We start from the raw sequence: 13,567 nt of genomic DNA, 5'->3' as shown, positions 1-13,567 counted from the left end.
CCGGGCCGCTCCCAAGCGGCCGCGCACCCTCTCGGAGGGTGGCGCGGGTACCCCCGCGCCGGGTGTCCTCATTCCCCGACCAGGCCATTGCGGATGGCATAGACGGTCAGCTCGGAGTTGTTCGACAGGCCCAGTTTCTCCAGCACCCGCGCCCGGTAGACGCTGACCGTCTTGGGGCTGAGCATCAGCTCATTGGCAATGTCGGCCAGGCGCTTGCCGCTGGCGATCATCACCAGGGTCTGCAATTCGCGGTCGGAGAGCTTCTCGTGGGCGTTGGCCACTTCGGGGGCGGTCAGGCTCTCGACCAGCATCTGGGCGATCTCGGGCGTGACGTACTTGCGGCCCTGCGCCACGGTGCGCACCGCCTGCACCAGCTGCGCCGGATCGCCGCCCTTGTTGACATAGCCGAAGGCGCCGGCCTTGAGGGCGCGGATCGCGTACTGGTCCTCGGGGTACATGCTGACCACCAGCACCTTGATCGGCGAGCCCTCGTCCTTGAGCACATGCAGCACGTCCAGGCCACTGCGACCGGGCATGTTGATGTCCAGCACCAGCACGTCGCAGCGTTCCTGGCGCATCAGCGCGCGCAGCTCGCCATAGTCGCCGGCCTCGCCGATGACGTCGATGTCGGGGGCATCCGACAGGGTGTCGCGGATGCCACGCCGGATCAGCGCGTGGTCGTCACAGATGATGACGCGGGTCATGGCTCTCCCCAGGCGGACGGGTCGTGTCCCGCCTCGCCGAACAATCCCGGGTCGGGTGCGCCGGGCTCCTCGTCGTCCAGCGACTCACCGTCCAGCGGGATCGACAGGATCAGCGTGGTACCGCCCGCCCCGCTGGACAGGTCCACCCAGCCACCCACCGTGCCCGAGCGCTCGCGCAGGCCGCGGATGCCGAAGCTGCGCGTCTTGGCCAGGTCCTCGGGCGACAGGCCGCGGCCGTTGTCGGACACCTCCAGCGACAGCACGCCACCGGCCAGGGTCAGGTCGATCGCCACCCGCGTGGCCTGGGCGTGCTTGCTGACGTTGGTCAGCGCCTCCTGGGCGGTGCGGTAGGCCACCAGCGGCACGCCGGCCGGCAGCGGCGGCAGCTCGTGGCTGGCGCGGAAGCTGCAGGCGATGCCGGTGCGGCGCTCGAAGCGCGTGGCCATCCACTGCAGCGCGGCCACCAGGCCCTGCTCCAGGATGGCCGGGCGCAGGTTGTGCATGATGCGCTTGCTGGCCTCCAGGGCATGGGTCAGCGTCTCGGTGGCGGTCTCCAGGCGCTGGCGCACCTCGGGCGTGTTCTCGCCGATGTGGCGGCCCAGCCAGGCCAGATCGAACTTGAGGGCGGTCAAGGACCCCCCGACGTCGTCATGGATTTCGCGGGCAATCGCCGCACGTTCGTGCTCGACGGTGGTCTGCAGATGCTGGGCCAGCTCGGACACGCGCTCGCGCGAGGCCGCCAGCGCCTGGTCGGCGGCGCGGCGGGCGCGCTCGCTGGCGTGGGCATCGATGGCGTGCTCCACCGCCGGCGCCAGGCGCGCCAGGTTCTGTTTCAGCAGGTAGTCGCTGGCGCCATTGCGCATGGCGGCCACGGCGACATCCTCGCCAATCTCGCCGGACACCAGGATGAAGGGCGGCGGCTCGGCCATCTCGCGCACGATGTCCAGTGCGCGGATGCCGCTGAAGCCCGGCAGGTTGTAGTCGGACAGCACGATGTCCCAGGATTCAGCCAGGGCAGCGCGGAAGGCGGCTTCGTCCTCCACCCGGGTGGCCAGCACCGTCAGCCCAGCACGCTGCAACTGGGCCATGGCCAGCGCATGGTCCAGGTCGGAATCCTCCAGGTGCAGCACGCGCAAGGGTGATGGAACGGCGGGGACCTGCATACCCGCAAGTATGGCCCAGCCCGGGCTGGCGGGTTGAGCCTCCCTGTCGTGCGAAATACGGTCGGAATGCCGGGGTCATTGACGCAACACCTGGCCCGGTGCTGCCGAAGAATCCATGACAACTCCCCGGATGGCGACCGCCACCTCGGGGGCCTCCCACCCATGCCAGACACGCGTGGAACGCCGATGCAACTCAACGAGACCTCGCCACCGGACCCCGGCGCTGCCCTTCCGCTGCTGATGGCCGCGGACCTGCAGGACCACCTGATGGTGGCCAGCAACGACCTGGAGCGCCTGCAACGTCTGCTCGACGACGCCAGCGAGACGCTGTCGGGGCACTTTTACGGTGCCACCGACCGCATCAAGCACGTGCTGCGCGACCTGGCCATCCTGGCCGAGGGTGGCGACGACGACGGCGCCCTCAACCAGGCCATGACCGAACTGGCCGGCGCGATCACCGCGCTGCAGTTCCACGACATGGCCACGCAACTGATTGCCCACACCCACCGTCGGCTGCGCAACTGCGCCGACCGCATCGCCGCCGAGGCGATGGGCGAGGACCCCGAAGGCGAGACCATCGTCGAGGAAGGCCCTGGCCGCCCCAATCCCGTGACCCAGGACGAGATGGACGCCGGGTCCATCGACCTCTTCTGACCCACCCATCCCGCCTGCACCGAAAGATTTCTGGAGAACTGCCATGCACTCGATCCTTGCCGTTGACGACTCTCCCTCGATGCGCCAGATGGTGTCGTTCACGCTGAAGAACGCCGGTTTCAACGTCGTCGAGGCGGTGGACGGCCAGGACGCGTGGGAGAAAGCCAACCAGCGCGACTTCAACCTGGTGCTGACCGACCAGAACATGCCCCGCATGGACGGCATCAGCCTGGTCAAGAAGCTGCGCGAGAACCCCAAGTTCAAGGGCACGCCCATCCTGATCCTGACCACCGAGTCCAGCGACCAGATGAAGCAGGCCGGCCGCGCAGCGGGCGCCACCGGCTGGCTGGTCAAGCCCTTCGACCCCGCCAAGTTGATCGAGGTGATCGGGAAGGTCATCCGCTGACCGGACCCCACGGACCTGCACGGCCCACCACGACAACGACCAGGAGCCTCCCATGGCCGACACCATGCACCACGAATCCGGACAGTCCGGCGCCGGCATCGACCTGAGCCAGTTCTACCAGGTCTTCTTTGAAGAAGCCGGCGAGAACCTCGAGCTGATGGAGCAGAAGCTGCTCGAGCTTGACGTCACCGCCGCCGACGACGAGGAACTCAACGCCATCTTCCGCTGCGCCCACTCGGTCAAGGGCGGCGCCGCCACCTTCGGCTTCAACGACGTGGCCGAGCTGACCCACCAGATGGAGACGCTGCTGGACAAGCTGCGCCGCCACGAGCTGACGCCCACCACGGCCATGGTCGACGTGCTGCTGCAGGCCGGCGATGCGCTCAAGAGCCTGCTCGCCCGTCACCAGGCCGGCGGCGCCGGCGAGGCCCTGGACACCCGCGACCTGGTCGCCCACATCCGCGCGCTGGCCGACGGCGGCGCGCCCCCGGCCGCCGTGGCACCTGCGCCAACCCCGGTCGCGCCGGTCACCGCCGTGCCGGCCCCTGTGGCCGCGGCGGGCCCCTCGGTGCGCACGCTGGAGCTGACCGTCGGTCCGCTGGACGACCCCGCACAGGCCGACAACCTGGCCGAGCTGTTCAAGGAAATCACCGACCTGGGCAGCATCGAGCCGCTGGACGCCGGCCGCGACGCCGACGGCATGCGCCGCTTCAAGATCACCACGGCGAGCAGCGACGACGACCTGCTCGACCTGTTCACCTTCCACGTGGCGCGCGAGCGCATGCAGCTGCAGCCGCTGGGTCCGGGCTATGGCTTCCATGACGGCAACCCCGGCGCGCCCGCCGAGACCGCTGCACCGGCGGTGGACCCCGGCTACGGTTTCTTCGACGACGCCCCGGGCTCGCCCGGGGCCAGCGCACCTGCGGCAGCCGCCGAGCCGACCAGCCCGGCCGCACCGGTCGCGGCGGCCGCCGCCCCGGTCGCACCGAAGCCGGCAGCGCCCAAGGCCGAGTCCAAGAACGCCGGCCAGGGCCTGGATTCGTCCACGCTGCGGGTGTCGGTGGAGAAGGTCGACCAGCTGATCAACCTGGTGGGCGAGCTGGTCATCACCCAGGCCATGCTGGCCCAGAACAGCCGCGACAGCGACCAGCAGCTCAGCCAGCAGCTGCTCTCCGGGCTGACCGATCTGGAGCGCAACACCCGCGATCTGCAGGAAGCGGTGATGTCGATCCGGATGATTCCGATGTCGATGGTCTTCAACCGCTTCCCGCGCATGCTGCGCGACCTGGCCAGCAAGCTGGGCAAAAAGGTTGAGCTGGTCACGCAGGGCGAAGCCACCGAGCTGGACAAGGGCCTGGTCGAGAAGATCACCGACCCGCTGACCCACCTGGTGCGCAACAGCTGCGACCACGGCATCGAGCTGCCCGCCGAGCGCCTGGCCAAGGGCAAGCCCGAACACGGCACGATCACCCTGGTCGCCTCGCACCAGGGCGGCTCGATCGTCATTGAGGTGCGTGACGACGGCAAGGGCCTGTCGCGCGCCAAGCTGCTGGCCAAGGCCCGCGAACGCGGCATCGACGCCCCCGACAGCCTGACCGACGGCGAGGTCTACAACCTGATCTTCGCGCCGGGCTTCTCCACCGCCGAGGTGGTGACCGACGTCTCCGGCCGCGGTGTCGGCATGGACGTGGTGAAAAAGAACATCACCGCACTGGGCGGCTCGGTCGAGATCGACTCGGCCGAGGGCTACGGCATGAGTGTGCGGGTGCGCCTGCCACTGACGTTGGCCATCATGGATGGCATGAGCATCGGTGTCGGCGAGGAGGTCTACATCCTGCCGCTGTCCTCGGTGGTCGAGTCCTTCCAGGTCGAGAAGACCATGATCAAGACGATCGGCGGCACCGGCCGCGTGGTCGAGGTGCGTGACGAGTTCATGCCGGTGATCGACCTGGAGCGCGTCTTCGACGTGCCCCGCTTCGAGTTCGACAACGTCTCCAACATCATGGTGGTGGTCGAGGCCGAGGGCGGCCGCGTCGCCCTGCTGGTCGACGAACTGCTCGGCCAGCAGCAGGTGGTGGTCAAGAACCTCGAGGCCAACTACCGCAAGGTCAACGACGTCTCGGGCGCCACCATCATGGGTGACGGCCGCGTGGCGCTGATCCTGGATGTGGGCGCGCTGGTCCGACGCTCGCGCCACTGATCGCTCTGCTGCCACAGCGCTCCTCTCGCACTACCCGGAGTCTGCCTTGTTCAATGCCCTGATGCCTCTGATGCGGCGTTTCTCCATCCGCCTGCGCATGCTGGGTGCGATCGGTGTCGTGCTGGGGCTGTTCGCCCTGGTCGGCGTCGCCGCCCTGGTCGGCGGTCGGCACCTGTCCTCGCTGAGCGAGGATTTCATGCACCACTCGGTGGCCGAGTTGCGCAATGCCACCGAGCTGCGCACCCGACTGGGCGCGCTGCGCCTGCATGAGCGCAACATGCTGATCGACTACGAGGATGGCGTGGCTGTGCTGGCGCACCGCGAGAAATGGCAGACCGAAGTGGCCGGCCTGCGCAAGGCCTTCAATGCCCTGCTCGAAGGCGAGGAGGACGAGGACAACCCACTGGCCCGCCACGCGCTGGCCGAGATCGACACCTACGCCAAGTCCACCGGTGAGCTGCTCAGCCGCATCCAGGATGGCGCCTATGACAACGCCCGTGGCGCGGACCGCATGTTTGCGCGCGGCAGGCAACACATCGAGGCGGTCGAAGCCGATCTCGACAAGATCGACACCATCCTGACCAGCGAGGTCGAGGGCACCCGCGCCTCGTTCGACGAGCAATTGCAGCGCACCACGATGGCCTTCCTGGCGGTGCTGGCGGCTGCGGTGTTCATCGTCGTGCCGCTGACGCTGGCCAACTCGGCCTCGATCACCCGACCGATGGTGCAGGCCCGCGAGGTGGCCCTGGCCATCGCCGACGGTGATCTGACCCGCCGCATCGACGCCCGCGGCCAGGACGAGCTGGCCGAGCTGCTGCGTGCCCTGGACCAGATGCAGGGCGGCCTGGGCCGCATCGTCGGCCGGGTGCGTGAGGCCAGCGAGAGCATCCGCATGGGCTCGGGCGAAGTGGCCTCGGGCAATGCCGATCTGAACCAGCGCACCGAGCAGGCCGCCAGCAGCCTGCAGCAGACCGCCAGCTCGATGGAAGAGCTGACCGGCAGCGTCCGCCACAGCGCCGACAACGCCCAGCAGGCCAGCGGCCTGGCGCAGGCCGCGACCGGCGTGGCCAGCCATGGCGGCGAGGTCGTCGCCCAGGTGGTGCAGACCATGAACGAGATCAATGCCGCCTCGCACCGCATCGCCGACATCATCGGCGTGATCGATGGCATCGCTTTCCAGACCAACATCCTGGCACTCAACGCCGCGGTGGAAGCCGCCCGCGCCGGTGAATCGGGCCGCGGCTTCGCGGTGGTCGCCGGCGAGGTGCGCAGCCTGGCACAGCGCAGCGCCGACGCGGCACGCGAGATCAAGCGCCTGATCGGCGCCAGCGTCGAGCAGGTCGAGAACGGCTCGCGCCTGGTGGGCGAAGCCGGCGCCACGATGCAGGACATCGTGGCCTCGGTGCAGCGCGTCAACGACATCATCGGCGAGATCTCGCACGCTGCCGCCGAGCAAAGCCGCGGCATCGGTCAGGTCAACGCTGCCGTCACCGATCTGGACCGCGTGACCCAGCAGAACGCCGCACTGGTGGAGCAGAGCACGGCCGCGGCCGAGCACCTGCGAGGCCAGGCCAGCACGCTGGCCGAGGTCGTGGGCTCCTTCCGTCTGCCCGCCTGAAAGGACCGACATGCAGGCCTTGCTGCGTCGACTGAGCATTCGCCTGCGTTTGCTGGGCAGCATGGCCCTGCTCGCGGTGGCGGTGGTCGGTCTGGGTTTGTGGTCGGCCTGGTCGCTGCGCCAGCAGCAGGACCTGGCCGCCGAGCTGCTGCATGAGCAGGCGGCGTTCGCCGGCACCGGTGCCGGCCTGCAGCTGACGCTGGAGCGCATCCAGCGTCTGGAACAGGCGGTGCTGCTGACCGGCAACAACGCGGTTGAAGCCGGTGAGCTCAAGACAGCCTGGAGCAAGACCATTGCCCAGGGCGACCATGACCTGGCAGCCCTGGCCGCGGCGCCGCAAGGGGCTGCGCTGCAGGCCGCCCGTGACGGCCTGTCCACCTATGCCAAGGAAGTGGGTGACGTGCTGCAGCAGGTGGTCGACGCCCGCATGGATGCCGCGGCGGGCCACGCCTACACCCAGCGCTCGGCCGAGTCGCTGGACAAGGCACGCCAGGCGGTGCAGTCCTGGTCGGACGCACGCCGCGGCGCGATCGATGCCCGCCAGGCCGAGGCCGTCGTGGTCGCTCAGCGACTGTCGGTGCTGCGCACCGTTGTCGTGCTGGTGCTGCTGGCCAGCTTCAGCGCGCTGATGTGGGCCGCCGCGCGCTCGATCACCGTGCCCCTGGACCAGGCCACCGCCGCCGCCGCCGCGGTGGCCAACGGCGACCTGTCGCAGCGCCTGGACAGCCCGGGCTCGGACGAGATCGCCCGCTTCATGCACACCCTGGCGCAAATGCAGGACGCACTGCGCGGCATCGTCAGCCAGGTGCGCGACAGCGCCGACAGCATCCGCGTCGCCAGCTCTGAAGTGGCCAGCGGCAACCTGGACCTGTCGCAGCGCACCGAGCAGGCCGCCAGCGACCTGCAGCAGACCGCTTCGCACATGCAGGACCTGACACGCGTCGTGCAGGCCGGTACCGAATCGGCCCACCAGGCCAGCGATCTGGCCCGATCGGCCAGCGAGGTCGCGCAGCGGGGTGGCGAAGCCATGGGCCGGGTGGTGCAGACCATGAACGACATTGCCCAGGCCAGCCGCCAGATTGCCGACATCACCGGCGTCATCGACGGCATCGCCTTCCAGACCAACATCCTGGCCCTCAACGCCGCGGTGGAAGCCGCACGCGCTGGTGAGCAGGGCCGCGGTTTCGCCGTGGTGGCCGGCGAGGTGCGCACGCTGGCCCAGCGCAGCGCCGACGCCGCGCGCCAGATCAAGCAACTGATCGGCCAGTCAACCGAGCGGGTGGAAACCGGCTCGGCCCTGGTGCGCGACGCTGGCCAGACCATCACCGACATCGTCGGCTCGGTGCAGCGCGTCTCGGTGATCGTGCAGGAGATCGCCACCCGCTCCGGCGAGCAGAGCAGCGGCATCGGCCATGTCGGTACCGCGCTGGACAGCCTGGACCTGATGACCCAGCAGAACGCCGCCCTGGTCGAGCAGGGCGCCGCCGCGGCCGACAGCCTGCGCCACCAGGCCGAGGGCCTGACCACGCTGGTGGCCACCTTCCGCACCGGCGATGCGCCGCGCGCAACGATCGCCGCGGCGTCGGCCACGCCAGCCACACCGGCCGCCAGCCGACCCGCCGTGCCGGCGCCCGCCACCGTCCGGCCGCCAGCCAGGCCTGCCCCTTCCACGCCGGTTGCAGCGCCGGTCGCCACCGCCAGCGCGGGCGACCAGGACGACTGGACCACGTTCTGACCCCAGCGCCATGCCACTCAAGCTCTCGACCCGCCTGTGGACACCCACGCTGGTGCTGATCGTCATGCTGGTCGTGATGAGCGTGATCGCCGCAGTGCGCACGCGCAGCCTGATCGAGGCTGCCGGACAGGCCTCGCGCGACCAGCAGACGCGCCTGACGCTGGCCCACCAATGGCAGGGTGAGCTCTCTGCGCTGGAGGCACGGCTGTCGGCCGGCGCCGCCGCCACCACCCAAGCGGCCCGCATCGAGGCCCTGCGCCAGCGCCTGAGCCCGCTGGCCAGCAGCGACGATGAGCGCCGCACGCTGGCCCGCCTGGGCTCGCTGCCCGGCGACCTGACCGCTCTGGCGCCCTACCGCGCCGCGCTGAGCGATCTGGTGGCTTTGGAAGAACAGTTGGCCGAGGCGCTGCATGTGCGCACCAGCCAGGAGCGCATGCGCACCGTGTGGCTGGTCGCAGGCGTCTCGGTGCTGGTGGCGGCCGCGCTGGCCGTGGCCTCGACCCTGCTGGTGCGCGCGATCTGCCGGCCGCTGGCCGAGCTGGCCCGCGCCGCGCGCCAGATCGGCGAGGGCGACCTGCGTGTTCAGCTGGACACCACGCGCCACGACGAGATCGGCGATGTGATGCGCTCGGTGGTCGCGATGCGCGACGGCCTGCGCCGCACCGTCGGCCAGATGCAGGACAGTGCCGAAAGCATCCACACCGCCAGCCGCGAGGTTGCCAGCGGCAACCTCGACCTGTCGCAACGCACCGAGCGCGCCGCCGGCTTCCTGCAGCGCACCGCCTCGGGCATGCAGGGCCTGAGCGAGACCATGCACCACAGCAGCGCCGCCGCCAGCGACGCCGACCGTCTGGCGCGCGATGCCTCTGCCGCCGCCGAGCGGGGCGGTGCATCGATGCAGCAGCTGATGTCCACGATGGAAGAAATCAACCAGTCGAGCCGGCGCATCAGCGACATCATCGGCGTCATCGACGGCATTGCCTTCCAGACCAATATCCTGGCCTTGAACGCGGCGGTGGAGGCCGCGCGCGCTGGCGAGCAAGGCCGCGGCTTCGCCGTCGTCGCATCCGAGGTGCGCACGCTGGCGGGCCGCTCGGCCGAGGCAGCGCGCGAAATCCGCAGCCTGATCCTCAGCTCCAGCGAAAAGGTCGACAGCGGCACCCAGCAGGTGCGCGAGACGGACGAGCGCATCGGCGAGCTGGCTGCCGCCGTGACCCATGTGTCACAGCGGGTGCGCGAGATCACCGTCGATGCCGAGCAGCAGAGCAGCGGCATCCTGGAGCTGCACGCCGCCGTGCAGGAACTCGACCAGATGACGCAGCAGAACGCCGCGCTGGTCGAACAAAGCGCAGCCGCTGCCGAGAGCCTGCAGCAACAGGCCGCCCGCCTGAACCAGGCCGCCAACTCCTTCCACCTGGATGACCGCCCCCGGCAGCTGCCGACGGCGCCCGGCGAGCCACCCCACGCCCGCGCCGCCCGCGACGTGATCGCCCTGGCGCAGGTGCGTGCACAGATCGCCCCGTCGGCACCCGCGCCCTCCTCTCCCCGACCGTCCAGCACGCCGGCCCCCGGGCCCAGCGATGACTGGGAATCCTTCTGACCCCGCGGCCCTGTCCGCACCTCCTGGAGACACGCCATGAAGCGCTTCCTCACCGCCACCCTGATCCTGCCGATCGCGCTGATCGGCGCCCATGCCGCCGAGGGCGGTGCCACCGAGGCCGATGCCACCGGCATGGTCAAGAAGGGCCTGGCCTTCATCAAGGCCAATGGCAAGGACAAGGGCTACGCCGAGATCACCAGCAAGACCGGCCAGTTCCGCCAGCAGGACCTGTACCTGGTGGTCTACGGCCTGGATGGCATGGTCCACGCCCACGGTGCCAACGAGAAGATGGTGGGCAAGAACCTGATCGACCTGAAAGATGTGGACGGCAAGGCGTTCGTGCGCGAGCGCGTCGAGCTGGCCAAGGCCAAGCCCAGCTTCTGGCAGGACTACAAGTTCACCAACCCCGAAACCAAGAAGATCGAGCCCAAGGCCATGTACTGCGAGCGCCTGGACGAGACCATCGTCTGCGGTGGCATCTACAAGTGACATCGGCCACGGGCCTGTGGGCTGACACAGGCCGCCTGACTAGACTCTGGAGAACCTGATGAAACTCGGCACCAAGCTGTTGGCCCCTGCGCTGGTCACCGCCCTGGTGGCCCTGGCCGGCGCCGCCGCCGTGGGCATGGGCAGTCACCTGCAGGCGGCCAAGGCCGCCCGCAACCATGAAGCCAGCCTGGGTGAGGTACGCGCGCTGGCCGACGCCCAGGCCCGGCTGGGACAGCTGCATTCCGGGGTCTACCGCGGCATCAGCATCATTGGCTCGATCGACGAGGCCGGCCTGAAGGCGCTCTCCGATGGCATCGTCAGCGGCAGCAAGGCGATCGACGACAGCCTGTCACAGTCGATCGACGAGGCCGACCTGGGGAACTCGCCGGTCACCGTGCCCACAATCCAGTCGGCACTGGCCCAATACGCCAAACAGGCCGCCCAGGCCCTGGACCTGGCCTCGGTGGACCCGAACACCGGCATTGCGGCCATGCAGGGCGCCGACGCGGCCTACAAGGACCTGGCCGGCCAGCTGGTCGAGATGCAAAAGGCCATCCTGGCCACCAGCCGCGACGAGCAGGCGGCTGATCTGGCCACCAACGACCGCCTCACCATCGCCCTGCTGGTGGCCACGCTGCTGCTGACCGCCGCCGCGGTGGGCGTGGGCGCGCGGCTGCTGGTGAGTGTGGCCCGCTCGCTGTCACGCGCCTCGCAGGCCGCCGAATCGGTCGCCGACGGTGACCTGACGGTGCAGGTCGACACCGACCGCCAGGACGAGATCGGCGCGCTGCAGCGCAGCCTGGCGCGCATGGTCGAGCGCCTGCAGTCGTCGATGCAGCAGGTCCGCCAGGCCGCTGACAGCATCGCCAGCGTGAGCAGCGAAATCGCCACCGGCAACCAGGACCTGTCGCAGCGCACGGAAACCGCCGCCAGCCAGTTGCAGCAGACCGCTTCGTCGATGACCCAGCTCACCGAGTCGGTGCGCCAGGGCACCGATGCCGCGGCCCAGGCCAACCAGTTGGCCACCTCGGCCAGCACGGTGGCCCAGCGTGGGGGCAACGTGGTGTCCCAGGTGGTCAGCACGATGGACGAGATCCACCAGGCCTCGCGCAAGATCGCCGACATCATCGGTGTGATTGACGGCATCGCCTTCCAGACCAACATCCTGGCGCTCAACGCCGCGGTGGAAGCCGCCCGCGCCGGCGAGCAGGGCCGCGGCTTCGCGGTGGTGGCCGGCGAGGTGCGCAGCCTGGCGGGTCGCTCGGCCGACGCCGCGCGCGAGATCAAGGCACTGATCGCCGCGTCGGTGGAAAAGGTCGAGAGCGGCTCGCGCCTGGTGCAGGAAGCGGGCACCACGATGACCGAGATCGTCGGCTCCTCGCAGCGCGTCACCGACATCATCGCCGAGATCACCGCCCACAGCGGCGAGCAGCGCGACGGCATCGGCCAGATCAGCCAGGCGGTGGGCCAGCTCGACCAGATGACGCAGCAGAACGCCGCGCTGGTGGAGCAAAGCGCCGCCGCCGCCGAGAGCATGCGCACCCAGGCGAGTGGCCTGGCCAATCTGGTGGGCAGTTTCCGTCTGCCGGGGCACGCGGCCTCGCTGGGCGCGTCCGTGCCATCCGCCGCGCCGCAGGGCCGGCCGGCCGCGCCTGCGACGCCCAAACCGGCGCCGGTGGCGGCCGCAGCTGCCGCCGCCACCCGTGCGCTGGCCATGCCCACGCCGGCACTGGCGGGCGCCACCGCGGACGGTGACTGGGAGACCTTCTGACACCGCCCTCAAGTGCCGCCACCGGCGGCCGATGAACCCTTCTGAACCCCTGAACCGCCCTCCGAGGACCTCGCCATGGACATGATCACCGAAGCCCGCCACGTGGCCCGCCACGAAGCCGCCCGCAGCGGCCAGGCCGACGCTCGCGGCCCCGCCACCACCCCCCACGGCGAGTTCCTGACCTTCCGCCTGGGCGGGGAGGAATACGGCATCGACATCCTGCGCGTGCAGGAGATCCGCAGCTACGAGCAGCCCACCCGCATCGCCAACGCGCCTGACTTCATCAAGGGCGTGGTCAACCTGCGCGGCGTGATCGTGCCGATCATCGACCTGCGCGTGAAGCTCAACTGCCCCAGCGCCGAGTTCAACGCCTTCACCGTGGTGATCGTGCTGAACATCCGCGGCCGCGTGGTGGGGGCGGTGGTGGATGCGGTGTCAGACGTGCTGGAGCTGGGCGGCGACGCCATCAAGCCGGCGCCGATGATGAACGCCCAGGTCGACATGTCCTACATCACCGGCATTGCCAACGTCGGCGAGCGCATGCTGATCCTGATGGACATCCAGGCGCTGATGTCCTCGGCCGACATGGGCCTGATCAGCGACGCGGCCGCCTGAGGCCTTCGTCACCCCCCTGTCACGGGCCGCCTTCGGGCGGCCCGTGCCGTTTCAGACCGGCACCCAGATCTCGGTGCGCAGCGCCTGTGCCGGCGTGTCCCGTCGGTCATCGACCATCAGGTCCAGCGGCGCCGCCCTGGCCTGCAGGCCCATGGCCGGCAACGCCGTGTCGAAGACCTCGCGCCAGGCCTGGGCCAGCGTGTCGTGCGGACCCTGGTGGCCGAACACCGCGTAGCGCCCGCTGGCCAGCGGCCACCAGGCCAGCGAGCCGTGCATCGCCACCGCCGGACGTTCGCCCGCGCCCTGGCCGGTGCGCAGGTCATGGCCGAAGAGGTAGCCCGCCACGAAGCGGCAATCGGCGTCGTCCGGCCCGCTGGGCACATCGGGGCTGATGCTGATGCAGTTGCGCACCTCCCGGATATGGCCAGCCAGCCGGGTCGCGCGGGCCAGCTCGCCAAAGGCCTCGGCCGAGGCGCGGCTGAAGCGGCCCTCCTCCATGCCGCGTGCGGTGGCGGTGAGGGCGGCCAGGCCAGCGGGCAGCTCGGCGAAGCGGATGAGTCGAGGGCCGTTCATGGTGGGGTGCCCGACATTCTCGCCCCAGCCGCGGCGAGA

At 69.9% G+C, this 13,567-nt stretch carries 12 protein-coding genes; 9 read left to right on the top strand and 3 right to left on the bottom strand.

The annotated features are described in order from the left end of the window. Positions 1-68: 68 nt before the first annotated feature. Together KAK06_RS05580 and KAK06_RS05575 are read right to left on the bottom strand one after the other, a co-directional pair. Complete coding sequence (locus KAK06_RS05580; protein ID WP_210800931.1) at positions 69-704, bottom strand: response regulator; 636 nt, start codon at positions 702-704, stop codon at positions 69-71. Further along, complete coding sequence (locus KAK06_RS05575; protein ID WP_210800930.1) at positions 701-1,867, bottom strand: hybrid sensor histidine kinase/response regulator; 1,167 nt, start codon at positions 1,865-1,867, stop codon at positions 701-703. The genes KAK06_RS05580 and KAK06_RS05575 overlap by 4 nt, the downstream gene beginning before the upstream one ends. 186 nt (positions 1,868-2,053) lie before the next feature. On the opposite strand from KAK06_RS05575, the gene KAK06_RS05570 reads away from it, so the two are divergent. From KAK06_RS05570 to KAK06_RS05530, 9 genes are all read left to right on the top strand, one after another. Continuing rightward, on the top strand, positions 2,054-2,521 hold the full coding sequence (locus KAK06_RS05570) for a hypothetical protein (protein ID WP_210800929.1): 468 nt from the start codon (positions 2,054-2,056) through the stop codon (positions 2,519-2,521). A gap of 43 nt (positions 2,522-2,564) precedes the next feature. Continuing rightward, entirely contained in the window at positions 2,565-2,927 is a 363-nt protein-coding gene (locus tag KAK06_RS05565; RefSeq protein ID WP_210800928.1) for a response regulator, read from the top strand. Positions 2,928-2,979: 52 nt separating this feature from the next. Then, complete coding sequence (locus tag KAK06_RS05560; RefSeq protein WP_210800927.1) at positions 2,980-5,127, top strand: chemotaxis protein CheA; 2,148 nt, start codon at positions 2,980-2,982, stop codon at positions 5,125-5,127. A 61-nt stretch (positions 5,128-5,188) separates the two neighbouring features. Continuing rightward, entirely contained in the window at positions 5,189-6,745 is a 1,557-nt protein-coding gene (locus KAK06_RS05555; RefSeq protein WP_247652660.1) for a methyl-accepting chemotaxis protein, read from the top strand. A gap of 10 nt (positions 6,746-6,755) precedes the next feature. After that, complete coding sequence (locus KAK06_RS05550; RefSeq protein WP_210800926.1) at positions 6,756-8,480, top strand: methyl-accepting chemotaxis protein; 1,725 nt, start codon at positions 6,756-6,758, stop codon at positions 8,478-8,480. A gap of 10 nt (positions 8,481-8,490) precedes the next feature. Next, positions 8,491-10,080 (top strand): methyl-accepting chemotaxis protein, encoded by a 1,590-nt coding sequence (locus KAK06_RS05545; RefSeq protein WP_210800925.1) that lies wholly within the window; start codon positions 8,491-8,493, stop codon positions 10,078-10,080. A gap of 36 nt (positions 10,081-10,116) precedes the next feature. Then, complete coding sequence (locus KAK06_RS05540; protein WP_210800924.1) at positions 10,117-10,569, top strand: cache domain-containing protein; 453 nt, start codon at positions 10,117-10,119, stop codon at positions 10,567-10,569. Between the two features lie 58 nt (positions 10,570-10,627). Further along, positions 10,628-12,340 carry a methyl-accepting chemotaxis protein gene (locus KAK06_RS05535; protein ID WP_210800923.1) on the top strand — a complete coding sequence of 571 codons (1,713 nt, stop codon included), beginning with the start codon at positions 10,628-10,630 and terminating at the stop codon, positions 12,338-12,340. 75 nt (positions 12,341-12,415) lie between these two features. Further along, positions 12,416-12,955, top strand: coding sequence for a chemotaxis protein CheW (locus KAK06_RS05530; RefSeq protein ID WP_210800922.1), 540 nt, complete (start codon positions 12,416-12,418; stop codon positions 12,953-12,955). Between the two features lie 51 nt (positions 12,956-13,006). On the opposite strand, the gene KAK06_RS05525 is transcribed toward KAK06_RS05530, so the two are convergent. Next, complete coding sequence (locus KAK06_RS05525) at positions 13,007-13,528, bottom strand: GyrI-like domain-containing protein (protein WP_210800921.1); 522 nt, start codon at positions 13,526-13,528, stop codon at positions 13,007-13,009. Positions 13,529-13,567 lie beyond the last annotated feature (39 nt).

The sequence above is a fragment of the Ideonella aquatica genome, from assembly GCF_018069755.1.
Lineage (GTDB): Bacteria > Pseudomonadota > Gammaproteobacteria > Burkholderiales > Burkholderiaceae_C > Ideonella > Ideonella aquatica.
Note: the sequence above shows the minus strand (reverse complement) of the source record. Positions and strands in the feature narration are given on the sequence as shown.